The following is a 24,123-nucleotide window of genomic DNA, read 5'->3' as shown; positions in this document are numbered from 1 at the left end:
AAACCGAAACATTTGCAGAAAACACACATTCAGTTTAAGATAAACAGTACCTATATGGGAGAGAAGAACGAGGACTGCCCTGTGTTCTCATTCTTGATTTTTTCGTTTATGCTCTCATACATAATCACACGTTATTGTTGAGGGACAACCACCAAGGAGTGAAGGAACATGGCACAAGAAAAAGTTTTTCCAATGACTCAAGAAGGAAAACAAAAACTTGAACAAGAATTAGAGCAATTGAAAACGGTTAAACGTAAAGAAGTAGTAGAACGCATCAAAATCGCAAGAAGCTTCGGAGATCTGTCAGAGAACTCTGAGTATGATTCTGCAAAAGAAGAACAGGCATTTGTGGAAGGGCGCATCACGACGCTTGAAAATATGATCCGCAATGCGAAAATCATCGAGGACGACGGCGGTTCAAATGTTGTCGGTTTGGGAAAAACTGTATCATTCATCGAATTGCCTGACGGTGAAGAAGAATCTTACACGATCGTCGGAAGCGCTGAAGCTGATCCGTTTGAAGGGAAAATCTCAAACGACTCGCCGATTGCCAAAAGCCTGCTCGGCAGAAAAGTGGACGAAGAAGTTACTGTTCAGACGCCGGGCGGAGAAATGCTCGTGAAAATTGTGAAAATTTCATAAGATCCGTTTAACAATGAAACACCTCGTCCAAAATATGGATGAGGTGTTTTTTATGATCGTATCAAAAAGGCTGAAAACGGCCGTGATTTGTTTTCTGCTCGTGTTTTTCTTTTTGCTTGCCAGGCTGGCTGAAATTCAGCTGTTTTTTACAGAATCTTTTTCAAAATCTAATATTAATCTGATTCAGGAAAGCGTCAAGCAGCGGACTGAAGAAGTCCTTATTTCAGACGGACGCGGCTCTTTTCTTGATCGGAACGGCAAAGAGCTGACCGGAAAAAAGCAGCCTGCCGTCGTTCTGTTTCCCTTTCTCGTGACGCAGGATTGGCCGATTGACCGGGTATCCGCCATTCTCGGGATGAAACAGGATGAGCTCGGGCAGCTTCTCACGGAAGCGAAAAAACCAGTGATCCTAAACAGCAGAAAAATAAAACATCTGACGAAACAATCCGTGTCAAATATCAATTCTTTGAAATATCCGGGCATTTACGGCGTATATATGAAAGACAGCAAAGAAACAAACATAGCCGCTCATCTGTTGGGCGCGACAAATCAGGACCCGGAGCTTTTGAAAAAGAAATATCCCGGCCGTAAGGAACTGCCGATCACGGCAAAAATCGGGACAAGCGGGATGGAACGGACGTTTGATGAGTTTTTGCTGGCGGATCAGGACACAAAACTTTTGTATCATGTCGACGGAAGGGGAAACCCTTTATTCGGAATGGACGTCAAATATACGGCTGAAGCAAACGCGTTTTATCCGCTGCAAGTCAAAACCTCCATCGACCGCAATATTCAAAAAGCAATGGAAGATGTATTGAAAGACCGCGGGTTAAAAAAGGGGGGAGCCGTCCTTTTAGACATTGAAAAAAGCAGTGTGCTCGGAATGGTATCAAAGCCTGACGCCGACATGTCAAAGCAGCAGACACTGCAAAATTACATGCTGACGCCGATTTATCCGGGATCTGTGTTTAAAACGGTGGTCGCCGCAGCCGCAATTGAACAAAATGAAGTGAAGCCGGGCACATCCTTTAACTGCAGTCTCAACCTGTACGGAGAGCCGGGTGACGACAAAGGCACGCTCAATTTTGGAGAAAGCTTTGCCCAAAGCTGCAATTATACGTTTACAAGTCTTGCGGAAAAATTGGTCAAAAAAGATGACTCCGCTATTGAAAACATGGCGGAAAAACTCGGTCTCACACAGCGGGCGGGCTGGGAAGGCAAGCTGTACCGGGAAGACGGATTCAGGCAGCTGTATAATGAAAAAAGCGGTGTCATTTGGGGAGATGCCAAAGACAAAACCGTCAAAAGAGCAGTAGCCCAGACGGCGATCGGACAGAAAAACGTGAAAGCCACCCCGCTTGAAGTCGCCAATATGATGGCGACGATCGCGCGCGGCGGCGAAAAAAAACAAGTCAAAATCGCGGACAAAATCGAATACAAAAACGGAACGACGATGGCGTCATTCAAAGATCAGCCGTTAAAGGGGAAAACGATCGATAAATATACGGCCCAGCAGCTTCAAAAAATTCTCAGAGAAGTCGTCACTTCACCGAAAGGAACCGGCAGGAGATTTCAGGATCTGCCGTATGCGGTGGCGGGAAAATCCGGAACGGCCCAGACGGGAATGTTTACAAAAGATAAACAGACGCTTTACAACAAATGGTTTGCGGGATACTTTCCCGCGGACAAGCCGAAATACGCTCTCGTTGTGCTGCACATGGACACGCCGGGAGATAAGGCTCTGACAAATACAGTGTTTTATGATATTGTTAAAAAGGTACATGAAAATGAAACAAATCAGACATAGAACAACCGCTCAGCCCATGTTAAAATATATGCTGAGCAAGAGGGATAAAGGAGTGCAGAATGATTGAGCAATAAACAATCTCGTTTTGAAAACCGTGATAAGCGCAGAAAAGCAAATTTAGTGCTTAACATTTTAATTGCTATCGTATCTATTCTTATTGTCGTCGTTGCAGTCAGCCTCTTCATCAACAGTCCGTCCAGCGACGTGAGCCAGAAGCAGGAAACCCCTGCATCAGGCAAGACGAAGCAGACCTCAGATGAGGACATAAAAGACAGCAAAAAAGATACGGCCTCAGACGATGACAAAAAAGATAAACAGGATAAGGACAAATCCGATTCATCTTCAGACTCTGACAGCAAAAAAGCCGATGATTCATCAAAAAGTGATGACAGCAAAAAAGCCTCTGATTCAAGCGACCCTTTTAAAGGAGCAAAAATAACAGAGGGCGGCTCATCCAGCGATGTCGATAAAACAATTGTTAACTCAAAATGGAAACCAGTCGGCACAAAGCAGACGGGAGAACATGCGGCGACGTATGACTCGAGCTCTGAAGACTGGTCCGAAATGCTTGACGCTATCTCTTACGCAACCGGCGTGTCAAAAGATCACATGACAGTGCTGTGGCTCGGAAACAATGGAAGCCCGCAAGATGCGAAGGGTAAAGTTTTAGACAAAACGAACGGCAAAAAGTATCAGGTCACCATCACTTGGGAAGACAAAAAAGGCTGGAAGCCGACAAAAGTAGAAACCTTAAAATAACCGCAAAAAAGCAGCTGATTCTTCAGCTGCTTTTTTCTGTCATACGTCAGCTGAAAAATGCACCGACGCGCTGTAAAGGATTCTGCCGTCAACGGCCGTCACCTGATGGGATACAGAACGGACGCGAAGCATAATCGCCTGGTTGTTTTCAATCTGTACGTTTATTTTCTTTTCCAGCTCCTGCAAAGATGCCGCTTCAAAAAATTCTACTTTATCTTTTATTAAATCCAATTGAAAATTCATCAGTATAGATCCTCCTGATTTTTCTTCTGAGTCAATGAAAGTATAAGCCTTTCTGCTGTAATTGCGCAATAATCCCAAAGTATTTTAGTACCCTTTCGCTCTTTTTTGTGATAGGATAGGAACTGTTCCATGATTAATCCATACTATACTCATAGGAATTATAAATTATGGAGAGTGAAAAATATGGGCCGTGAATTTATTCCTTTATTTGAAGATTGGGCAGCGACTTATGACGCCACGGTGCACGGAGCTGACGAACAATATGCTGATGTTTTTAAAGGGTATGACAATATTCTTGACAGCATCGTCGCACTTTCGGGTTCTAACGTTTTAGAGTTCGGACCGGGCACAGGGAATTTAACGGCGAAATTAGCCGCCGCGAACAAAAAAGTGTTTGGTGTAGAACCGTCTCCGTCAATGAGAAAACTGGCAGCTGACAAGCTTTCTGACAGAGCTGTGTTCAGTGACGGGGATTTTCTGGAGTTTCCCGCTCCGCCTTTCCAAATAGATACCATCGTCAGCTCGTACGCATTTCATCATTTAACCGATGAAGAAAAGCAAGCGGCTGTAAAGCAATATGGCACAATCCTTCAGAAGCATGATAAAATAGTGTTTGCCGATACCGTCTTTAAAGATCATGAAGCATACGGGGAAGCCGTCAGAAAAGCAAACCGAAACGGCTATCACCAATTAGCGGACGATTTAAAGACGGAACATTATCCGACACTCGGGACAATGAAAAACATCTTTTCAGCTGAGGGATTTGCCGCAAGATTTACGCAGCAAAACGACTTTGTCTGGATAATGGAGGCGATTAAACGGTAAATCGAAGGGATTGTGTATAAATGAAACTGGCAGTCATCGGAGCAATGGAAGAAGAAGTTACGATTTTAAGAAGCAAACTGAAAGACGCAAAACAAGAAATGATCGCTCACTGTGAGTTTACGACGGGAAGCTATGAAGGCGTCGAAGTTATCTTGCTGAAATCAGGCATCGGAAAAGTCAACGCGGCGATCAGCACGACGCTTCTGCTTGACCGTTTCAAACCTGATTATGTGATTAACACAGGCTCAGCGGGCGGATTTCATCATACATTGAATGTAGGAGACGTCGTCATCTCAACAGATGTCCGCCATCATGACGTGGACGTGACGGCGTTTGACTATGAATACGGACAGGTGCCGGGTCTTCCGGCAGCATACAAGGCTGATGAAAAGCTGATCAGCATTACCGAGGAAGCGGTTTCTGAACTGAACGGCATTCAAGTCGCAAAAGGCACAATCGCTACTGGAGATTCTTTTATGAATGATCCGAAGCGGGTTGAAGACGTACGCGCCAAGTTTGCGGATTTGTACGCGGTTGAGATGGAAGCTGCAGCTGTCGCACAGGTGTGCCACCAGTTCAAAACGCCTTTTGTTGTCATCAGAGCTCTATCTGATATTGCCGGAAAAGAATCTGACGTTTCATTTGATAAATTTTTAGAACAGGCAGCCGTTCATTCAACTGAACTTGTCCTGAATGTCATCAAACGAATTCACTAAGCGGGGGATTCTCGTTCTCCCCCGCTTTCAGGGGGAGGACACAATATTGAACGTGATAACAGATATTACAGAACTGATCGGACATACACCGCTGCTCCGTCTCAAGCATTTTGATATACCGGAGGGAACAGCGGTTTATGCTAAGCTTGAGATGATGAATCCGGGCGGCAGCATTAAAGACAGGCTGGGCGAGATGCTCATTGAAGATGCGCTTCACACGGGCAAGGTGAAACCGGGCGGCGTTATCATTGAAGCGACAGCCGGGAACACCGGAATCGGACTCGCTCTGTGCGCCAGAAAGCACCGGCTTCGCGCCGTTTTTTGCGTCCCGGAGCATTTCAGCAGAGAAAAGCAGCAGATTATGAAAGCGCTCGGAGCGGAGATTGTGCATACGCCGAGAGAAGAAGGCATGCAGGGAGCCATCCGAAAAGCGCTTGAGCTGGAGAGAGAGATTAATAATTCTTATGCCGTTCTGCAATTTAAAAACCGAGTAAATCCATTGACTTACTATAAAAAACTCGGTCCCGAAATTTGGAACGCGCTCGGCGGCAATATCCACACCTTTGTCGCCGGAGCGGGTTCCGGCGGGACTTTTGCCGGCACGGCAGCTTATTTAAAAGAAAAAAATCCTGCCGTCAAAACGGTGATCGTTGAACCGGAAGGCTCCATCCTGAACGGCGGAGAACCGCATGCCCATAAAACGGAAGGCATCGGTATGGAGTTTATCCCGGATTATATGGACGAGAGCCATTTTGACGCCATTTACACGGTGGAAGACGATAAGGCGTTTTCATTTGTCAGAGAAGCGGCCGAGAAAGAAGGCCTTTTAATCGGAAGCTCATCAGGGGCGGCTCTATATGCGGCGCTGGAAGAAGCGAAAAAAGCGCCCGCCGGCTCAAATATCGTCACCATTTTCCCAGACGGCAGCGATCGTTATATAAGCAAAAACATTTTCCAAGGAGGTCAGTAAGATGAAGAAAAAAACGCTGATGGTGCATGGAGGAATTACGGGAGATGAAAAGACCGGAGCTGTTTCCGTACCTATTTATCAAGTAAGCACGTACCAGCAGCCGAAAGCGGGCGAGCACACGGGCTATGAATATTCAAGAACGGCCAATCCGACGCGGACGGCTCTTGAAAGTTTAATTACGGAGCTTGAAGGCGGCGCGGCGGGATATGCATTCGGTTCTGGTATGGCTGCGATTACAGCCGTCATGATGCTGTTTGACAGCGGCGATCATGTTATTTTGACGGATGATGTATACGGCGGCACTTACCGGGTGATGACAGGTGTGCTGAACCGCTTCGGCATTGAAGCGGACTTTGTCGATACGAGCAGCAAAGAAAAAGTCCAAAAAGCCATCCGTCCGAATACGAAAGCGATTTATATCGAAACGCCGACAAACCCGCTTTTGAAAGTGACTGACCTCAAACTGATGTCTGACATCGCAAAAGAAGCGGGCATATTGCTTATCGTCGATAATACGTTTTACACGCCGTATTTCCAGCAGCCGCTCAGCTTCGGCGCTGACATCGTGCTGCACAGCGCGACAAAATATCTCGGCGGCCACAGCGATGTCGTCGGCGGCTTAGTCGTGACGGCTGATAAAGAGCTCGGTGAAAAGCTTCATTACGTGCAAAACTCAACAGGCGGCGTTTTAGGACCGCAGGATTCATGGCTTTTAATGAGAGGCATTAAAACACTGGGACTCAGAATGGATGCCATCAATCACAGCGCCGGAAAAATCGCCGAGCTGCTTGAAGCGCATGATGCCGTTCAGACGCTCTACTATCCGGGATCAGCGAAGCATCCGGGCCATGAGCTGACAAAAGCGCAAAGCTCCGGTTTCGGAGGAATGATTTCCTTTGATATCGGCAGCAGCGAACGCGTCGACGCATTTTTAGAAAAATTGAACCTGTTTACGATCGCGGAAAGCTTAGGAGCGGTTGAAAGCTTAATCTCCGTGCCGTCCAGAATGACGCATGCTTCAATCCCGCGCGACCGCCGGCTTGCACTTGGCATAACTGACGGGCTCGTCCGGATCTCAGTCGGTATTGAGGATACTGAGGATTTAACGGCGGATGTGAAACAGGCGCTTGATTCACTTTTATAAAGATTGGATAGATTTACATTCTCTGTCGGCTGCCAGCTTATATTATAATGTTGTTAGACTATAAAACTGGCAGGTGACCTTATATGGAGAAGAAAAGACTGAAATCATTAATAGAAGATTTTAAGCATTACGCATTTATTCTGCTTGCAGTCAGCACCTTCATTTATATCGGCGCGGTTCTTCCCGGACAAGGGCTGACTTCGGGCCAGAAAATGCTGATGTTTGTAACGGATTGTGTATTTTTAGCGGGCGCTTATTTCTGCGTTGACCGTTCACTTATTTATAAAAAGAGGCTGGAAGAAGCCGAGGAATAAAAAAAGCCATTGTCAAAAGACAATGGCTTTTTCGTTGCTTACTCAGACGGCGTTTCTCGTAATTCTTTTCCCATTCCTTTTAAAAACTGCAGACCGAAGCCGAGCGCGCGGTTAATATCGGGATCACCGGCGGCTTTCATCAGTTCAAACATACTGACTTTCCGGTCTTCTTTTAAAAAGCTTTGCGCCTGATCCGTTCCGGCCATGACGCTCTCTAAAAGTCTGCCCATAAATTCAGGATCAGCTTTTGACAGCGCGCCTCCCGCTGCCATCATCGTATTCAGGAGATTTGTGACAGGTTCCCGGGAAATCTGTCCGAGCGCGATTTTGGCAATTTCCTCTTTCGCCTGGAGCATATAGCCGGCGGCATCAAAAATGCCCAAGCCATTCAGCTCCGCCATAATAGACATCGTTTTTGCGACGGCTTCTTCATTTTCTGCGAGAAGCGTCTTCAGCTCTTCCAGCTTTTCTGCTTTCAGCTGTTCCTCCGTTTTCGTTTCTTTTTGAATTTCAGTAATTGGGCTTGCCATAATGCTTCCTCCTTTCCTTAATCAGTTAAGTGCACATAGCCCGGACGGTTCCATTTTCGCTGAGCTTCCACACCATTTTGCGGATGACGTTTTTTGTTCCGCGGATTCGTGTTCGGAAGCGGCGGAGTATCACAGGAACCGAGCACTTCCATGCGGACTTTTGTCTGCTTATAGGCAGGCGTATGTGTCCGTGAATCATACGCTGGCCCGGTCAGGAAATTAATCGCCGAATCTTTATCTGTAGAGTTCATCGGCAGATAAAGCTCATTTGCGCGGACGCGGTCTGTTACAAGCGCGTTCAATTTAACCGCTCCAAAAGGAGAGACGAGGCGGATCATTGTTCCGTCGCAAATTCCGCGTTCAGCCGCGAGCTCCGGCGATACTTCAACAAATACGTCCGGCACTTTAGACTGAATGCCTTTCGATTTGTTTGTCATATTTCCTTCGTGGAAATGTTCAAGCATCCGCCCGTTATTAATGTGCAAGTCATATTCTTCAGGGAATACGGCAGGCTCCACCCAATCGCTAAGGGCAAAACGGGCTTTTTTGTCAGGGAAGTTAAAGCCGTCTTCATAAAGAAGCGGAGTGCTTTCTCCCGTAAAGCTTCCCCACAGGAAGCTGTTCCAGCCGGTAAGTACGTCATAGCTGGCTTTTCCGAACAGCGGAGAAAGGCTCGCCATTTCTGAGAAAATATCGCTTGGATGCGTGTAATTCCAATCAGCGCCTAAACGGTTGGCGACTTCCTGAATAATCCACCAGTCCGGTTTTGCATCACCAAGCGTCGGAAGCGCCTGATACAATCTTTGCACACGCCGCTCTGTATTTGTAAATGTTCCGTCTTTTTCAAGAGAAGGAACCGCAGGCAGGATGACATCCGCGTATTGCGCCGTTCTTGAAAGGAAAATATCCTGCACAACAAAGAAATCAAGGCTGGATAAAATGTCATGAACATGGTTGGCGTTTGAATCGACGAGCGCCATGTCTTCACCGACAAGATACATCGCCTTCATCTTTCCTTCTTCAATCGCATGGAGCATTTCAATATTATCAAGACCCGGCTTGCCGTCAATCTCGACACCGTAAGCTTTTTCGAATTTAGCACGGGCCGCATCATCGGTAATATGCTGATATCCCGGAAGCCAGCCCGGGAGAGTTCCCATATCGCAAGCGCCTTGAACGTTGTTATGTCCCCGCAGCGGATAAGCTCCGGCACCCGGGCGGCGGTAGTTCCCTGTGGCAAGCAGCAGATTGGAAATCGCCGCTGATGTATCAGAGCCGCCTGTATTTTGAGTAACGCCCATGCCCCAAAGAACACAAGTGCCGTCTGCATCACGAATCATTTCGGCAATGCGGATGATCGTATCCTGAGAAAGTCCGGTGATGCGCTCCGCATATTCTAATGTATACTTTTTCAGCGTTTCTTTATAATCTTCAAAGTAGTTGACATTCTCATCAATAAACGCTTGATCGTGCCAGCCCTGGTCAATCATATATTTCGTCACTGCCATGAGCCATACTTGGTCAGTCCCTTGTTTCGGGCTGATAAAGAGGTCGGACCGTTCAGCCATTTCATTTCTGCGCAGATCGGCAACAATTAATTTTTGACCGTGCAGTTTATGCGCGCGTTTCACGCGTGTGGCCAGAACGGGATGTCCTTCCGCCGGATTGGCGCCGACGATGAGCACGAGGCCCGCTTTTGCAATATCTTTAATTGTGCCGGCGTCTCCGCCCATACCGACGGTGCGGAATAAGCCGTCCGTTGCCGGTGACTGGCAGTAGCGTGAGCAGTTATCCACGTTGTTGGTTTCAAATACTTGGCGCGCTAATTTTTGGATGACGTAGTTGTCTTCATTCGTAATTTTAGAAGAAGAAATAAAACCGACAGAACCGCTGCCGTGCTCCGCCTTGATCGAACCGAGTCTTGAAGCGACAAGATCAAGGGCTTCTTCCCATGACGATTCAACAAATGCGCCGTTTTTCCGGATGAGCGGTTTTGTAATCCGTTCTTCCGAATTCACGAAGTCCCAGCCGAATTTCCCTTTGACACAAGTGGAAATCGCATTAACCGGAGCATCGGAAACAGGCTGAATTTTCAGGATGTCACGTCCTTTTGTCCATACTTCAAAAGAGCAGCCGACACCGCAGAACGTGCAGACTGTTTTTGTTTTTTTCGTCCGTTTATCGCGCATAGCCGCTTCCACTTCTGACACGGCGAAGATGCTTGTATAGTCGGGTTCCACATTTTTGACTAAATCAATCATCGGCTCCATGACATCTTCTTTGATGCCGGTCATAAATCCGGCCTGGCCAAGCATTGATTTTTCCATCAGTGCGTTACAAGGGCAGACAGTGACACACTGGCCGCAGCTGACACAGGAAGATTCATTAATGGCGACGCCTTCGTCCCAAATGACCCGCGGGCGGTCGCGCTCCCAATCAATGGAAAGGGTCTCATTCACCTGAAGGTTTTGGCACACTTCCACACATTGGCCGCAGGCGATACATTGATTCGGATCATAGCGGTAAAACGGGTGAGACATATCCACCGCGCACTTTGAATCGTCTTTCGGCGTATACGGATATTTCTGGTGCTCAATTCCCATCATTTCCGCTGTATTATGCAGCGTGCAGTTTCCGTTGTTGTTATCGCATACTGTGCAGTAAAGCAGATGATTCTCGAGCAGGCGGTCCATGGCCTCTGTCTGAGCCTCTTTTACCCTTCCCGACGTAAGCGAGATTGACATTCCATTTTCTGCTGCAGTGGAACAAGAGCGCTGCAATTTTCCGTTTACTTCAACAATACAGGTGTCGCATGTTTGAATCGGATCCACTTCCGGTACATGGCATATTTGCGGAATCTCAATTCCGTTTTGATTTAAAATATCTAAAATTTTAGTCCCCTCTGGTGCTTCATACTCCGTGCCGTCGATTGTGACACGGATAGACTGAACGTCTGTCACTTCCAATTCCCCTCCATCTTTTAAAATCGAAAAAAGCCATGCACATAGATACCGGCCTCCTGTCCGGAGATCGATATAAATACGCATGGCGGAATAGTTCACTAGCAAGTCTTACTAACAGACCAATCCTATCTGTATAAAACGATAGACTCATAACACGTTTCCTATTACGAATCCATCTTCACTGCTTTTATTATAAGGTGATATTTATTATAATACAATACGAAAGGAAAACTTTAACCAGGTGAAATGCTGCAAAGGGGAACCGGGAATGTCTTTCATCGGCTGAAATCGGAGGGGACAATATGTCTAAAAAAATTCATGAATTTAACGATATTATCCGGAAATTGCGCAAAGAATTATTTGGAAAAGGGCCGGAACGAATTCACACCGTTTTTGTGGATAACATGGCGGTATCTACGCTTTACGGCAATTTAAGCGCAAGTGAGCAGTTTATCGCACGCACCCCTGAAGGAAGGGAAATGGTTCACGCGGCGCGGACCAGCTTAATTCAGGAGCTGTATTCCAAACAAACGCCTGAAGGAATGGAAGAGCTCATCGGGGCAAAACTCGTGCATCTGTTTTCAGACATCAAGATCGAAGAGAATATTGCGGTGTCTGTATTTGTATTTGACCGAACAATTGAAGAGCGCCGTGAAGAAATCAAAAGCTGAAAAAATTCAATTGACACGAAATTGTCACATTTGATATGATATGAACTGCCAGCAGTGGCTTAAGGACGATTTTTTATGGAATGTGTGCATGAGCTGTACATGTTCTATAGCTAACATTTTCATTCTGCTTGATATTGTTGTATGGGTATGCATACAAGTTAGGCAGCATTCACACCCGTTTCAGACGGGCTGTTTGAATGCTGCCTTTTTTATTAAGTTCCTTTTGAAAACTGCCGGATGAATTGATAATGGAGGGGTTTAATGATGGCTTTTCGTAAACCGGACGAAATAGCGGAGCTTGCGGTCGAATCAGGGGTAAAAAAGGTGCAATCACCGCTTTCAGCACTGATCGTATTAGGATTTTTAGGAGGAGCGTTTATCGCACTCGGTTATTTGCTTGATATCCGTGTTATCGGAGATCTTCCGAAAGAATGGGGCAGCCTGTCAAGTTTGATCGGCGCGGCTGTGTTTCCCGTCGGACTGGTGCTTGTCGTTCTTGCCGGCGCGGAGCTGATTACGGGAAATATGATGTCAGTATCCATGGCGCTGTTTTCCAGAAGAATATCCGCCGGTTCTTTAGTGAAAAATTGGATGATCGTGACGTTAATGAATCTTGTCGGCGCGCTGTTTGTCGCTTACTTTTTCGGACATGTTGTCGGATTAACTGAAACGGGGCCGTATTTGGAAAAAACGATTGCGGTCGCACAAGGCAAATTGGATATGCCGTTTGGAAAAGTCATTGTGTCGGCGATCGGCTGCAACTGGCTTGTCTGTTTAGCCGTCTGGCTTTCTTTCGGGGCAGAAGACGGAGCCGGTAAAATCGCGGGTATATGGTTTCCGATTATGGCGTTTGTCGCAATCGGTTTTCAGCACGTTGTCGCCAATATGTTTATCATCCCGGCTGCGATTTTTGCAGGCTCTTTTTCATGGGGGGATCTGATTCTTAATCTCATTCCGGCTTTTATCGGGAATGTGATCGGCGGCGCAGTGTTTGTCGGCCTTATTTATTTTATTGCATATTCAAAAAAGGAACAGAATAAACAAGGGATGAAAAGAGTTTCCTGAGGTAAGAAAGATGCCGGAAAACATGGACAATTGAAGCGGAATTCCAGCACATTTTCCGTCCAAATCTTGAAAATAATGTTTACAAATTGGAAGACGGTGGATATACTTACAAAGTAAGAAAAAAAGCAAAGGGAGGTTGAGTCACATGACAACGTTAAACGGCAAGCAAAACCGAAAATTGAACCGATTCAGCCTGTGGAAGAGTTCGTGTCCTTCCTTAACCTCTGCCTGTCAAGCACGTTAATTTCGGAGTATCAGGACATTCGCAGCTCCCCGCAGGGAAAGAAGCACCTGCTTCTTTTGTCTGCGGATTTTGTCTGCCCGCAGCGCATATGAAGTTTGCTGCGGGTTATTTTCGCCTGTGCGGATATTGAAAGGGGGTGAGCGATAATGACCATTAATCTCTTCTTTTTGACACTGACCATTTCAAAGCGTTTTAAAAGTGCTGAAGAATATGAACGAGAACAGCAGGTCGAAGAGTTTTACAATGAAGCGAAAGAACGCCAGATGAAACATTTTTATATGAACTGAGTGAACAAAAAGAGCCAAAATGGGGAAGAAGGAGGAGATCATCATGTTCAGAATTGAACTGCTGAATCATTACACAATGGAGAAGGACCAGGTTTAGCTGGAATTTTGCTGTCACCGCGCAGACGGCCTGCATACCATGGTAAAGAAAGATAAATCGGTAAGCGGGTGATAGCATGCAGAGCGGACAGAACAAAATTCCATCTATCGGACACGGGTATGCGTCAATGCCCCATTCATTTAAACACGGCTACGGCAACCCGTATCGCCGTCAGAGAATGGCGGCGCTTTCCCGGCAGACAAGATATATAACACCGTATTATTGGTACTAGAGCAGGCGGAAAACCTATGTTTTCCGTCTTTTTTTATGAAAACTGATATAAATTTCAATTAAATCGAAACATTTATGAAGAGAAGTGCGTCTAATTAGCACCTCGTACTAATAGGAGGTAATATTATTTCTGAATAATAAATCTCAGAAATAGAAAAGCGGGTGTTATACAATGTTGCAACATACATCTTCAGCATTAAAACGAATGCGCGCGAAATACTTTGCTACATCAGAACCGGCACAACCAGTCATTCGGCAAATTATGATGGATATACAGGAATACGACCGCATTCTGGAAATTGGAACCGGAAACGGCTCAATGTTTAAACAAATCATCGGACAGCTTGAAAAGGGCAGTCTTAAAAGTATAGAAACATCAAAACGTAAAATACGGAAAACACAGCGCGCAAACCGTTCGGCCATAAAAGCCGGACTCGGAAACATTCAGCATGGGCGGCCTGAAAGCATTCCGTTCGACGACCGCAGCTTTCATAAAGTCTTCTCGTTACATACTGCTGAAACGGTCAGCGATTACCGGACAGCATGTAAAGAAGTGTACCGCGTGCTTCAAATTGACGGGTCCTTTTATATGGTTTTGAAGCCTTCACGAATGAGCGAAAATGATGTAATTCAGGTGCTGCGTGATCAGCATTTCAGAGACATTTCAGTAGTCAGCAGAGATGCATTCCATTTTATTACTGCCATTAAATAGAATATTTCTTGGGAAATAAAAGAGCTGCTTAAGTCATGGCAGCTCTTTTTTATAATTTGGGCATATTTCCTTATTTTTGGCTATTTCACACATGTTTTATATTAAAAAAAGTTTTTTTCTTATACAATAATGATCAGATGACCGTACATTAAAAATTTTGAACAAACGGAATGAATATTCATTCCGTATTTAAAAGGGGGATTAGATGACAGCTTCAAACAAAGTTGAACTCATTATGAAAGCGTCGCTTACTTTGTTTACAGAGAGAGGATTTGACGCAACGACGATCCCGATGATTGCCGCTCAGGCGGATGTCGGAACCGGCACAATTTACCGTTACTTTGACAGTAAAGAAACGCTTGTTAATGTGCTGTATCAGGAAAGTGCGCAGCGTTTTATGAAAAAAGTCAAAACTGATTTTTCGAAAATATCTGTAAGAGAAGGGTTCCATCACCTTTTTTATTGCCTGATTGATTTTACAAAGGAAAGCGAGTATGCATTGTTTTTTCTTGAAACGAATAAGGACGCCTACTTTCTGAATGAAACGAGCCGTAAGCTTCTTGATGAAATCACACAGATGCTTGACGTCTTTTTTCAGCGCGGCAAGTCTGAAGGCGTGCTCCGGAATCTGCCGTCCGATGTGCTGATGGCGATTTTGCTGGGGGCATATCTCAAACTCTATCAGCTTGTCCGGACGGGAAGCGTTGAAATCACAAAACCGTTTCTGAAAGAATTGGAGCAATGTTCTTGGGACGCCATCCGAACTCATTAATTATTCGCCGAAGGAAGGAAGATCGATATGAAACAGCTAAACGCTATACCGCAGCCGAAAACATACGGACCACTGAAAAACCTCCCTCACTTGGAAAAAGAAAAACTTTCACAATCGCTTTGGAAAATTGCCGAAGAATACGGCCCGATCTTTCGTTTTGAATTTCCGAGCTCTGTCGGGGTTTTTGTATCAGGCCGTGAGCTTGCGGCAGAAGTCTGTGATGAAAAGCGATTTGACAAAAACCTCAGCAAAGCCTTGCTCAAAGTCCGTGAATTTGGCGGTGACGGATTATTTACGAGCTGGACAAACGAAAAGAATTGGCAGAAAGCGCATCGGATTTTACTGCCGAGTTTCAGCCAGAAAGCAATGAAAGGCTATCACTCAATGATGCTTGATATTGCCATGCAGCTCGTGCAGAAGTGGAGCAGATTAAATCCGAACGAAGAAATTGACGTCGCTGAAGATATGACGCGCCTGACGCTGGATACAATCGGTCTGTGCGGATTTCATTACCGCTTTAACAGCTTTTACCGCGATACACAGCACCCTTTTATCACGAGCATGCTTCGTGCGCTGCAGGAGGCAATGCGCCAATCACAAAGACACAGTCTGCAGGACAAGCTGATGATCAAAACGAGGCATCAGTTCCAGCAGGATATTGAAGTGATGAATGAACTCGTAGACCGGATTATTGCTGAGCGGAGGGAAAATCCGGATGAGAATCTGTCTGACCTTTTATCATTGATGCTTGAAGCGAAAGATCCTGTAACGGGTGAAAGGCTGGATGATGAAAATATCCGCTATCAAATCATTACTTTTTTGATCGCTGGGCATGAAACCACAAGCGGACTGCTTTCATTCGCGATTTACTGCCTGCTGAAAAATAAAGATAAATTGGAAAAAGCCGTTGAGGAAGCCGAACGGGTGCTGACGGGAGAGACACCTGAATATAAGCAGATTCAGCAGCTGACATATATCCGCATGGTGTTAAACGAAACATTGCGGCTTTATCCGACTGCCCCGGCATTTTCCCTGTACGCGAAGGAAGATACGGTTCTCGGCGGAAAATATCCGATTGAGAAAGGACAGCCGGTGACGATTCTGACTCCGCAGCTGCACCGGGATAAAAGCGCGTGGGGAGAAGATGCCGAGTTATTCCGCCCGGAAAGGTTCAGTGATCCCGCGGCAATTCCGGCCGATGCGTATAAGCCGTTCGGAAACGGACAGCGCGCATGCATCGGGATGCAGTTTGCCCTTCAGGAAGCGACAATGGTGCTCGGGCTTGTCCTTAAACACTTTGAACTGATTGATCACACGGATTATGAGCTTACGATTAAAGAAGCTTTAACCATTAAGCCCGGTGATTTTAAAATCCGTGTGAAAAACAAGGACGTGTCCAATCAGCAGCCCGCACAGAACCATAAAGCTGAAGACAGCGGTCACAAAGAAGAAACGGAAGAAATACCGTCACACGGAACTCCGCTTCTCATTCTTTACGGATCAAATTTAGGAACTGCGGAAGGAATCGCGGAAGAGCTGGCTGACATCGGCAGAAGCAAAGGTTTTTCAACTGAAACCGGCCCGCTCGATGATTATGCCGGGAAATTGCCTGTAAAAGGCGCTGTCGTTATTGTTACGGCTTCTTACAACGGAGCGCCGCCTGATAATGCGGCGGGTTTTGTGAAATGGATGGAAACCCTTGAAGACCAGGAATTAAAGGGTGTTTCTTACGCCGTCTTCGGCTGCGGAGACCGCAACTGGGCCGCCACTTACCAGAGGATCCCACGCCTTATAGACAAAGTGCTTGAAGAAAAAGGGGCAGCACGGCTGACCTCTCTCGGAGAGGGCGACAATGCCGATGATTTTGAGTACAGTCAGGAAGCTTGGGAAGACTCATTCTGGCAGGACATCATCAAGGCTTTTCATATAGAAGCCGCTCCAAAACAGCAGAATAAATCACAGTTATCAATAGAATACGTAAGTGAAGCAGCTGAAACGCCGATTGCCAAAACGTATAAAGCATTTGAGGCGGAAGTGATTACAAACAAAGAGCTTCATACCGAAAGCAGCAAGCGCTCAGTCCGGCATATTGAGCTGCGTCTTCCGGAAACAGAAACTTATCAGGAAGGAGACCATCTTGGGGTGCTTCCGCAAAACAGCGGGAAACTGATCAGCCGTGTTATTCGCCGGTTCGGTCTTGATCCGAATCAGCCCTTTAAGATCAAGGGGCGGCAGTTGCCTCATCTCCCAATGGACCGGGCAGTTAATGCGCCGGAGATTTTGGCGTCATATGTAGAGCTGCAGGAACCGGCAACGAGAGCCCAGCTTCGCGAACTCGCGGCTCATACCGTATGCCCGCCGCACCAAAAAGAATTGGAGCATCTTTATTCTGATGACGCGGCATATAAAGAAAACGTGCTGAAAAAACGAATGACCATGCTGGATCTGCTGGAAGAATATCCGGCTTGTGAACTGCCGTTTGCACGCTTTTTAGAACTTCTGCCGTCATTGAAGGCGCGCTATTATTCAATCTCAAGCTCACCGAAGGCAAAAAGCGGAGAGCTCAGTATCACAGTCGGCGTTGTGACGGCTCCGGCGTGGAGCGGCCGTGGAGAATACCGGGGCGTGGCTTCGAACTATTTAGCCGGATTACAGAATGGCGATCATGCCGTATGTTTCATCCGCTCACCGCAGTCCGGTTTTTCACTGCCTGAAAATACGAAAACACCTCTCATTATGGTCGGGGCGGGCACCGGAATTGCGCCGTTCAGGGGATTTATCCAGGCGCGGGCTGCCGAAAAAATGTCCGGTCACAGCCTGGGCGAAGCTCATTTATACTTCGGCTGCAGGCATCCTGAAGAAGACGATCTGTACAAAGATGAATTCGACCAGGCGGAGAAAAACGGCCTTGTGACCGTGCATCGGGCGTATTCCAGGTTAGATCAGGATTGTAAAGTATATGTACAGGATGTCCTGCTTCGCGAGGCTGCACAGATTATTGCGCTTCTTGACCAAGGCGGCCATCTCTATATATGCGGTGACGGAAGCAAAATGGCTCCGGCTGTGGAAAACGTACTGCTTCAGGCGTATGAAAATGTGCATAACACTGATTCAAAAGTTTCCTTAAATTGGCTTGAACAGCTGCAAGCGGAAGGAAGATATGCAAAAGATGTTTGGGCAGGTGTGTAACAGAAGCGTGAGGCAAATGAAGAATGTTATTTAATTGAAGAAAGCCGGCACGATATTTGAAATCTACTGAATCAAAAGGAATAGTTATAGGGAGTATCGTGCCGGCCTTATTTTTATTATCGGACAAAAGACACAAACCTTTAATGTTTTTATTGATTTATATGCAGGCGGCTATGTTTTCTTTTTTTGAATTCCGCCATAAATAAAATCGGATAAGACAATACCAGCAAAGCCGAAATAAAAGAAATGATGCCGATCCAATGAAAATGCGTCCAAAAGAAACCGCCGCAAGACCCAGCCGCACTTGAACCGATATAATATGCAAGCAGATATAATGAAGAAGCTTGCGCGCGATGATCACCGGCTGCCCGGCCGACCCAGGCGCTTGCGATTGAATGTGCGCCGAAGAAGCCGAAGGTAAACAAGGCAATGCCTGCAATTTTAAGGGCAAGCTGGGGCAAAAGTGTCACCGCTGCACCGGCCAGCATAATCAAAATCGCAATCTTAATCATTTTTGAGCTTCCGAAAAGGTCCGCTTTTTTCCCCATATAGACAGAGCTGAACGTTCCCGCGAGATAGACGATGAAAATAAAGCCGATCACAGTCTGCGACAAATGATAAGGAGCAGCCATTAGATGAAAACCGATATAGTTATATAAAGTGACAAAACTCCCCATTAATATAAACCCCAGAGAAATTAATAAAAGCAGCCGCTTGCGGTGTATGACCGCTCCATATTCTTTAAATGCCGCTTTTACGCCAGCATGCCGCTGAGATGAGTGGCGCGGAGCCGGAAGAAAACGCCAAAACAAATAGCTTAATATTATAGAAAGAATACCGATGATGGCAAGCGCCGGCCGCCAGCCGAATAAATCGGTCAGAAGCCCAGTTAACAGCCTCCCGCTCATTCCCCCGATGCTTGTGCCGCTGATATACAGGCCCATCATTTTCCCGAGGCCCTTCGGATCAAACTCCTCGCCTACATATGTCATAGCGACAGCCGGAACGCCTGCCAAAAAAATACCGAGCAGACCTCTCATCGCCAAAAGCGCCGGAAAAGCCGGACTGAACGCTGTTAATAGACCTAAAACAGAAGTGGCGGTTAGCGACAGCACCATCAATTTTTTTCTTCCGAATCCGTCAGATAACGAAGCGGCTGCCAATAATGAAAATGCCAAAACGGCTGTTGAGATGGATAAAGTTAAGCTGGCAGCCGCAGCAGAAATATGAAACTCTTCCGAAAACAAAGGCAAAAGCGGCTGTGTCGTGTAAAGCGTGGCAAATGTCACAAATCCGCTGATAAACAGAGCCAAGCTGGCCTTTCTGTACGCCTTTGTATGAGGCTGAATAAACGTCATGAATGTCCCTCTTTTCTCACTGTTGCTTATATATGTATCGTACGCTTTTCATTTCAATGTGTCTAATTTATAATAACTATGGAATTAATGCGTATAGGTTATGAAGGAAGGAGAGAAGCCGAAAATGAACTTTCATCATCAAATTGACAGCTTCATTGCAGCGGCTAAAATAGATCATATAAAACAGAAAGAAATACAGGTAACGGAGGAGCGTCATGGCGAAAAAAACAGTTAAAACAAATGCCGTCCGTATCATTGAACAGCAAAACATTTCCTATGAGCTATTAAGTTACAAAACAGATGGGGGACAGCCTGCAGACGGCCTTTCCGTTTCGGAGAAAATCGGATATCCCGCCGAAAATGTCTATAAAACGCTAGTAACATCGGCAGGAACAGAGCGTTATTACGTTTTTGTTGTTCCCGTTGCAAAGGAACTGAATCTGAAAAAGGCTGCAAAGGCAGCAGGTGAGAAGAAAATAGAAATGATTGCCATGAAGGACCTTTTGAGAATCACCGGCTATATGCGCGGAGGCTGTTCTCCGATCGGCATGAAAAAATGGTTTCCGACTTTTATTGATAAATCCGCCGAAACACTGGAGTTTATGATTGTCAGTGCGGGGAAAATCGGATTGCAGGTGAAATTAGCGCCTCAAGATTTAGCCGCAGTAAGCCGGGCATCCTTTACAGACATTGTATAAATGTCCAATGAATCGAACGAAATACACGTTTCAAGGGAGAATGATATGAGAAAAAGATACGAAAACTTGAATGGCGTGAAGAATGAACATGGATTCAGGGACATGTGGAAATGGATGAAGGAACGAAGAGAGAAAAGTAAAGACTTAAGCGAGAACATTCCGAAAGCGGCCGGCAGGGATGTTCATGGTGTTGCCGTCAATCGGACAAAAACGGCCATTACATGGATCGGCCATTCTTCATTTCTGATCCAAATACAAGGGCTTAACATGATCACCGACCCTGTATGGGCGCGGCGGATGGGCTTTCAAAAAAGGCTGACAGATCCCGGATACGAATTGAGCGAACTGCCTGAGATTGATGCCGTGCTCATTTCACACGGGCATTATGACCATCTTGATTTTCCGAGTATAAAAAAACTGAGAGGAAATCCGGATTTTTACGTGCCTGCAGGACTGAAAAAGCTGTTCATCAAAAAAGGCTGCAAAAAGGTATTTGAAATGAATTGGTGGGATCGTTTTGAGATGCGGGGAGTGAACATATCATTTGTGCCTGCCCAGCACTGGACACGGAGAACGCTTTGGGATACCGATACCTCTCACTGGGGAGGCTGGGTCATAGAAAGCGAAAACGGTGAATCCATCTATTTTGCAGGAGATACAGGCTATTTTGAAGGCTTCAAAGAAATCGGAGAAAGGTTTCATATTAAGGCGGCTCTGATGCCGATAGGCGCGTACGAACCGGAATGGTTTATGAAAGTGTCACATATCAATCCGGAAGATGCCGTGAAAGCGTTTTTGGAGCTGAAGGCTGACAGCTTCATTCCCATGCATTACGGGGCATTCCGGCTTGCTGATGATACAGGCCCGGAAGCATTAAGCAGACTGCACAGCGAATGGGACCGACTTGCATTACCTCGGGAAAAACTGAAAGCATTAGCGCTCGGAGAAACATTTTGGCTGTAACGGCTGGCCTTTTCAGAATAGAAGAAGCCAATTCCGGGACGAAAAACCGCTGTTCGGCTGTTTAAAGTTTCTGGTTCAGCCTAAGCTGTTTAACATATCGATTTTCCTGCCCCCCAGTTCTCTTGCTGGGGGTATTTTGCATGAGTGTTTATTCTCTCAGCTTGTATACTTCCCGTGCCATGGATTCAAGTATGTACATGGCGGGGATTTGGGTGGTGATATTCGCATTTTCAACCCATTCTTCCGTCACGTAATATGAAAGGTTTACATCGGACATTTTGGCGATGGTCGAGTGTTTATGGTTTGTAATACTGATGACCCGGCTGCCTTCTTGTTTCAGCTGATTCAGATGAGTGACCGTAGAGTGGCCTTCACCTGAAACCGACAGAGCGATTGTTATGCTGTTTTGGCGGAAATGGGAATGGACCGGAAAGTAAGGATCTTTAATGTACATGGAGAGTTTCCCTAAGCATGAAAAATATCTGGCCCCGTATTCGGCAAGAATTCCCGAACTTCCCACTCCGATAAAAATGACGCTTTCTGCATCGGCCGCAAGGGCTGCGGCTTTCTTCAGCTTTTCTTCCATCCCCCTGCTCATTGTCCTCTCAAAAAATTCGGCAACGGAATGATGGGGACTTTTTACATTTGTTTTTTTATTTGCCTCCGCATGCATTTTCAGCTTGACCTTAAATTCCGAAAACCCTTCACAGTTTATTTTTTTGCAGAAACGTAAAATAGAAGCCGTAGATACATGGGTTTCATCTGCCAGCTCACGGATCCGCATATAGACGACTTTCTCGCTGTTTTGAGAGATGTAGTTGTATAAAGAAGTTTCAAGCTCGTTAAATGAAGCAATCATTTCGTGTGTGAACATGCAGGGGGATTCTCCTTTTCATGAGAATGGTGAATGTACATCTAATCGTAACATATCATTTTATAAGAAACATAGCGTTATATGTACGTGACAAATCACTTATTGTGTCATTCAGAACAAGACGTCACCCGATGATTTACGGGACGAATAAACTGCGGATATAATTCGTTCATACGCTATTCGAATCAATTCTTCAAGGGTCTGAAAAAAGGAGGACAATATGGGTGTTAAGCTGATAGCCGTTGATATGGACGGGACGTTTCTGAATGATGAAATGGCATATAACAAAGAGCGTTTTATGAATCAGTATCGTGAATTAAAAGCGCGGGGAATTAAATTTGCCGTAGCAAGCGGCAACCAATATGCCCAGCTGAAATCTTTCTTTCCGGAAATCGAAAGTGAAATCGCTTTCGTTGCTGAGAATGGCGCCTTCGTCGTGAATGCCGGAGAAGAATTATTCGCGGGTAAAATGTCTGAAGATACAATTCAAGCGGTATTCGATGCTTTAGAGCGGTATGATGTGAAAAACGTCATTGTCTGCGGAAAAAAAAGCGCGTATATTCATGAAAATGCCGGTGAAGATGAATATCTGCATGCCGGTAAGTATTATCATGTGTTAAAAAGGGTGCCGCATTTTGAAAACATTGATGATGACATTTTAAAATTTTCCATCAGTTTCCCCGCCGAACATTGTTCCGCACTTCTGAGCCATTTGAAAAACGACATCGGATCTTTCGTGACGCCTGTATCAAGCGGGCACGGTGACATAGATCTGATTATACCGGGGCTTCATAAAGCAAGCGGGATGAAGCTTCTCCAGAAACAATGGGGGATAAATGATGAAGAATGCGCGGCCTTCGGAGACAGCGGGAATGATTTGGAGATGGTGTCCGCCGTGAAATACGGAGTCGCCATGGACAATGCGCATGAAAGCATTAAACAGGCTGCCTCGCATATCACGCAATCCAACAATGAAGAAGGGGTCTTAAACGCGATTGATGCCATTCTCAAAGATGAAAAACCGTTTGTCTGAAAAAGACGTTTTAACTGCGGAGGTGCTGAACGATGATTAAATTAGTGATTACGGATTTAGACGGCACATTTTTAAATAATCAAGGCGATTTTGACCGAACATTATTTGAAGAGACTAAACGAGTAATGGCGGAACAGCATGTCGCTTTCGCCCTCTGTACCGGAAAGCAGTGTGAAAGGGTGGAGGCTTTATTCGGAGAAGATGCTAAGGATTTTTGGATTTTAGGAGACAGTGCCACACGTATGAAAAAAAACGGCAAATTCATATATGAATCTTTGATCAGCAATGAAGCGGGACTATCAATTATAAAGGTTTTGGAAAAAATCAGCTGCGGGCACAGCATTATTGCGTGCACAAAAAAAGGCGCGATGGTGAAAGAGAACCTGTCTGAAAGTGAAATGAAATTTGTGAATGCCTCTTATGCTCATGTAACAAAAATAGCTGATTTCACTGAGATAAAAGACGACTTTATCAAGATTACGGTTCATGACCCCGACGCCAACTGCCAGGAAACGAGAGAAAAGCTGCATGAATTTTTTCATCAATTATATATCGTAGCATCAGAAGACACCTGGATGGACATATCAAATATCGGAATACACAAAGGAACAACCGTACAGGAACTGCAGCGATTGTTAGGGGTTTCGCCTGATGAAACAATGGCGTTCGGAGACGGACGCAATGACAAAGAATTGATGGAAGCGGCATCCTACAGCTTTGCGGTCAAAAACGCCATTGACGAAATAAAAGATGCGGCGCATTTTGTCATTAAATCAAATGAGGAAAGCGGCGTCATGCATACGATTATGAGAATATTAGCGCTGCAGGAACAGAACATGAAGACATCACATGGGTAAATCGCGTGTGCTGAAGTCGGTGCGCAAGGACTTACTAGGGGACGAAAAAAAGCAGACTATCCGAAGGCTGCTTTTTTTCTGCAAAAATGAATAAATATCTATAAATGATTGAGTGTATCAGTGTAATGTGTAATAAATGGAATATAACTTAATAATAAG

The 24,123-nt window shown here is 45.6% G+C and carries 24 protein-coding genes; 19 read left to right on the top strand and 5 right to left on the bottom strand.

The window, feature by feature from the left end; translation table 11 throughout:
* Window positions 1–168: 168 nt before the first annotated feature.
* The 3 genes from greA (at window position 169) to ICW23_RS12825 (ending at window position 3,208) form a co-directional block, all read left to right on the top strand.
* Window positions 169–642 (top strand): transcription elongation factor GreA, encoded by a 474-nt coding sequence (gene greA, locus ICW23_RS12835; protein ID WP_014470754.1) that lies wholly within the window; start codon window positions 169–171, stop codon window positions 640–642.
* Window positions 643–694: 52 nt separating this feature from the next.
* A complete protein-coding gene (locus ICW23_RS12830) occupies window positions 695–2,449 on the top strand; it encodes a peptidoglycan D,D-transpeptidase FtsI family protein (RefSeq protein ID WP_188154591.1) in 1,755 nt (584 codons plus the stop codon).
* A 63-nt stretch (window positions 2,450–2,512) separates the two neighbouring features.
* Window positions 2,513–3,208: a YrrS family protein gene (locus tag ICW23_RS12825; protein WP_047475564.1), complete on the top strand. Its 696-nt coding sequence runs from the start codon at window positions 2,513–2,515 to the stop codon at window positions 3,206–3,208.
* Window positions 3,209–3,247: 39 nt separating this feature from the next.
* On the opposite strand, the gene ICW23_RS12820 is transcribed toward ICW23_RS12825, so the two are convergent.
* A complete protein-coding gene (locus ICW23_RS12820) occupies window positions 3,248–3,451 on the bottom strand; it encodes a YrzA family protein (protein WP_003152771.1) in 204 nt (67 codons plus the stop codon).
* 183 nt (window positions 3,452–3,634) lie between these two features.
* On the opposite strand from ICW23_RS12820, the gene ICW23_RS12815 reads away from it, so the two are divergent.
* From ICW23_RS12815 to ICW23_RS12795, 5 genes are all read left to right on the top strand, one after another.
* Complete coding sequence (locus ICW23_RS12815; RefSeq protein ID WP_016938841.1) at window positions 3,635–4,276, top strand: class I SAM-dependent methyltransferase; 642 nt, start codon at window positions 3,635–3,637, stop codon at window positions 4,274–4,276.
* Window positions 4,277–4,296: 20 nt separating this feature from the next.
* Entirely contained in the window at window positions 4,297–4,992 is a 696-nt protein-coding gene (mtnN, locus tag ICW23_RS12810; RefSeq protein ID WP_003152774.1) for a 5'-methylthioadenosine/S-adenosylhomocysteine nucleosidase, read from the top strand.
* A gap of 46 nt (window positions 4,993–5,038) precedes the next feature.
* Complete coding sequence (locus tag ICW23_RS12805; protein ID WP_045926785.1) at window positions 5,039–5,962, top strand: O-acetylserine dependent cystathionine beta-synthase; 924 nt, start codon at window positions 5,039–5,041, stop codon at window positions 5,960–5,962.
* 1 nt (window position 5,963) lies between these two features.
* A complete protein-coding gene (locus tag ICW23_RS12800; RefSeq protein ID WP_188154590.1) occupies window positions 5,964–7,106 on the top strand; it encodes a bifunctional cystathionine gamma-lyase/homocysteine desulfhydrase in 1,143 nt (380 codons plus the stop codon).
* An 83-nt stretch (window positions 7,107–7,189) separates the two neighbouring features.
* The gene (locus ICW23_RS12795) at window positions 7,190–7,420 is read left to right on the top strand and encodes a YrhC family protein (protein ID WP_188154589.1); all 231 of its coding nucleotides are present in this window, start codon (window positions 7,190–7,192) and stop codon (window positions 7,418–7,420) included.
* Window positions 7,421–7,458: 38 nt separating this feature from the next.
* Here ICW23_RS12795 and ICW23_RS12790 read toward each other — a convergent pair whose 3' ends face one another.
* Window positions 7,459–7,950 carry a helical membrane plugin domain-containing protein gene (locus ICW23_RS12790; RefSeq protein ID WP_016938845.1) on the bottom strand — a complete coding sequence of 164 codons (492 nt, stop codon included), beginning with the start codon at window positions 7,948–7,950 and terminating at the stop codon, window positions 7,459–7,461.
* Between the two features lie 17 nt (window positions 7,951–7,967).
* Window positions 7,968–10,910, bottom strand: coding sequence for a formate dehydrogenase subunit alpha (gene fdhF, locus ICW23_RS12785; protein ID WP_188154588.1), 2,943 nt, complete (start codon window positions 10,908–10,910; stop codon window positions 7,968–7,970).
* Window positions 10,911–11,215: 305 nt separating this feature from the next.
* Between fdhF and ICW23_RS12780 the strand changes: the two genes are divergently transcribed.
* From ICW23_RS12780 to ICW23_RS12750, 7 genes are all read left to right on the top strand, one after another.
* A complete protein-coding gene (locus ICW23_RS12780; protein WP_016938847.1) occupies window positions 11,216–11,584 on the top strand; it encodes a Na-translocating system protein MpsC family protein in 369 nt (122 codons plus the stop codon).
* A 264-nt stretch (window positions 11,585–11,848) separates the two neighbouring features.
* Window positions 11,849–12,649: a formate/nitrite transporter family protein gene (locus ICW23_RS12775; protein WP_029575364.1), complete on the top strand. Its 801-nt coding sequence runs from the start codon at window positions 11,849–11,851 to the stop codon at window positions 12,647–12,649.
* Between the two features lie 390 nt (window positions 12,650–13,039).
* Complete coding sequence (locus ICW23_RS12770; RefSeq protein WP_016938849.1) at window positions 13,040–13,180, top strand: YrzI family small protein; 141 nt, start codon at window positions 13,040–13,042, stop codon at window positions 13,178–13,180.
* Between the two features lie 173 nt (window positions 13,181–13,353).
* Window positions 13,354–13,509, top strand: a complete 156-nt coding sequence (locus tag ICW23_RS12765; protein ID WP_162829238.1) for a hypothetical protein — start codon at window positions 13,354–13,356, stop codon at window positions 13,507–13,509.
* Between the two features lie 171 nt (window positions 13,510–13,680).
* A complete protein-coding gene (locus ICW23_RS12760; RefSeq protein WP_016938850.1) occupies window positions 13,681–14,220 on the top strand; it encodes a class I SAM-dependent methyltransferase in 540 nt (179 codons plus the stop codon).
* A gap of 205 nt (window positions 14,221–14,425) precedes the next feature.
* Window positions 14,426–14,992, top strand: coding sequence for a TetR/AcrR family transcriptional regulator (locus ICW23_RS12755; protein WP_016938851.1), 567 nt, complete (start codon window positions 14,426–14,428; stop codon window positions 14,990–14,992).
* Window positions 14,993–15,019: 27 nt separating this feature from the next.
* A complete protein-coding gene (locus tag ICW23_RS12750) occupies window positions 15,020–18,181 on the top strand; it encodes a bifunctional cytochrome P450/NADPH--P450 reductase (protein WP_188154587.1) in 3,162 nt (1,053 codons plus the stop codon).
* Between the two features lie 149 nt (window positions 18,182–18,330).
* On the opposite strand, the gene ICW23_RS12745 is transcribed toward ICW23_RS12750, so the two are convergent.
* Complete coding sequence (locus ICW23_RS12745; RefSeq protein WP_016938853.1) at window positions 18,331–19,539, bottom strand: MFS transporter; 1,209 nt, start codon at window positions 19,537–19,539, stop codon at window positions 18,331–18,333.
* 215 nt (window positions 19,540–19,754) lie between these two features.
* On the opposite strand from ICW23_RS12745, the gene ybaK reads away from it, so the two are divergent.
* Entirely contained in the window at window positions 19,755–20,237 is a 483-nt protein-coding gene (ybaK, locus tag ICW23_RS12740; protein ID WP_049627077.1) for a Cys-tRNA(Pro) deacylase, read from the top strand.
* Window positions 20,238–20,282: 45 nt separating this feature from the next.
* Entirely contained in the window at window positions 20,283–21,200 is a 918-nt protein-coding gene (locus ICW23_RS12735) for an MBL fold metallo-hydrolase (protein WP_188154586.1), read from the top strand.
* Window positions 21,201–21,348: 148 nt separating this feature from the next.
* On the opposite strand, the gene ICW23_RS12730 is transcribed toward ICW23_RS12735, so the two are convergent.
* On the bottom strand, window positions 21,349–22,074 hold the full coding sequence (locus ICW23_RS12730; protein WP_095241576.1) for a MurR/RpiR family transcriptional regulator: 726 nt from the start codon (window positions 22,072–22,074) through the stop codon (window positions 21,349–21,351).
* Window positions 22,075–22,294: 220 nt separating this feature from the next.
* Here ICW23_RS12730 and ICW23_RS12725 point away from each other — a divergent pair, with 220 nt between their 5' ends.
* Both ICW23_RS12725 and ICW23_RS12720 read left to right on the top strand, forming a co-directional pair.
* Window positions 22,295–23,107 (top strand): Cof-type HAD-IIB family hydrolase, encoded by an 813-nt coding sequence (locus ICW23_RS12725; protein ID WP_188154585.1) that lies wholly within the window; start codon window positions 22,295–22,297, stop codon window positions 23,105–23,107.
* Between the two features lie 32 nt (window positions 23,108–23,139).
* Window positions 23,140–23,964 (top strand): Cof-type HAD-IIB family hydrolase, encoded by an 825-nt coding sequence (locus tag ICW23_RS12720; protein ID WP_095241578.1) that lies wholly within the window; start codon window positions 23,140–23,142, stop codon window positions 23,962–23,964.
* Window positions 23,965–24,123: the final 159 nt, after the last annotated feature.

Source organism: Bacillus sp. 1021 (assembly GCF_014534735.1).
Classification (GTDB): Bacteria; Bacillota; Bacilli; order Bacillales; family Bacillaceae; genus Bacillus; species Bacillus siamensis.
The sequence above is the reverse complement of the archived record's forward strand: the minus strand, read 5'-3'. Positions and strand labels throughout refer to the sequence as shown.

Coding starts and splice junctions, on each gene's coding strand:
- greA (WP_014470754.1), top strand. CDS start 169: ATGGCACAAGAAAAAGTTTTTCCAATGACTCAAGAAGGAAAACAAAAA.
- ICW23_RS12830 (WP_188154591.1), top strand. CDS start 695: ATGATCGTATCAAAAAGGCTGAAAACGGCCGTGATTTGTTTTCTGCTC.
- ICW23_RS12820 (WP_003152771.1), bottom strand. CDS start 3,451: ATGAATTTTCAATTGGATTTAATAAAAGATAAAGTAGAATTTTTTGAA.
- ICW23_RS12815 (WP_016938841.1), top strand. CDS start 3,635: ATGGGCCGTGAATTTATTCCTTTATTTGAAGATTGGGCAGCGACTTAT.
- mtnN (WP_003152774.1), top strand. CDS start 4,297: ATGAAACTGGCAGTCATCGGAGCAATGGAAGAAGAAGTTACGATTTTA.
- ICW23_RS12800 (WP_188154590.1), top strand. CDS start 5,964: ATGAAGAAAAAAACGCTGATGGTGCATGGAGGAATTACGGGAGATGAA.
- ICW23_RS12795 (WP_188154589.1), top strand. CDS start 7,190: ATGGAGAAGAAAAGACTGAAATCATTAATAGAAGATTTTAAGCATTAC.
- ICW23_RS12790 (WP_016938845.1), bottom strand. CDS start 7,950: ATGGCAAGCCCAATTACTGAAATTCAAAAAGAAACGAAAACGGAGGAA.
- ICW23_RS12780 (WP_016938847.1), top strand. CDS start 11,216: ATGTCTAAAAAAATTCATGAATTTAACGATATTATCCGGAAATTGCGC.
- ICW23_RS12775 (WP_029575364.1), top strand. CDS start 11,849: ATGGCTTTTCGTAAACCGGACGAAATAGCGGAGCTTGCGGTCGAATCA.
- ICW23_RS12770 (WP_016938849.1), top strand. CDS start 13,040: ATGACCATTAATCTCTTCTTTTTGACACTGACCATTTCAAAGCGTTTT.
- ICW23_RS12765 (WP_162829238.1), top strand. CDS start 13,354: ATGCAGAGCGGACAGAACAAAATTCCATCTATCGGACACGGGTATGCG.
- ICW23_RS12760 (WP_016938850.1), top strand. CDS start 13,681: ATGTTGCAACATACATCTTCAGCATTAAAACGAATGCGCGCGAAATAC.
- ICW23_RS12755 (WP_016938851.1), top strand. CDS start 14,426: ATGACAGCTTCAAACAAAGTTGAACTCATTATGAAAGCGTCGCTTACT.
- ICW23_RS12750 (WP_188154587.1), top strand. CDS start 15,020: ATGAAACAGCTAAACGCTATACCGCAGCCGAAAACATACGGACCACTG.
- ICW23_RS12745 (WP_016938853.1), bottom strand. CDS start 19,539: ATGACGTTTATTCAGCCTCATACAAAGGCGTACAGAAAGGCCAGCTTG.
- ybaK (WP_049627077.1), top strand. CDS start 19,755: ATGGCGAAAAAAACAGTTAAAACAAATGCCGTCCGTATCATTGAACAG.
- ICW23_RS12735 (WP_188154586.1), top strand. CDS start 20,283: ATGAGAAAAAGATACGAAAACTTGAATGGCGTGAAGAATGAACATGGA.
- ICW23_RS12730 (WP_095241576.1), bottom strand. CDS start 22,074: ATGTTCACACACGAAATGATTGCTTCATTTAACGAGCTTGAAACTTCT.
- ICW23_RS12725 (WP_188154585.1), top strand. CDS start 22,295: ATGGGTGTTAAGCTGATAGCCGTTGATATGGACGGGACGTTTCTGAAT.
- ICW23_RS12720 (WP_095241578.1), top strand. CDS start 23,140: ATGATTAAATTAGTGATTACGGATTTAGACGGCACATTTTTAAATAAT.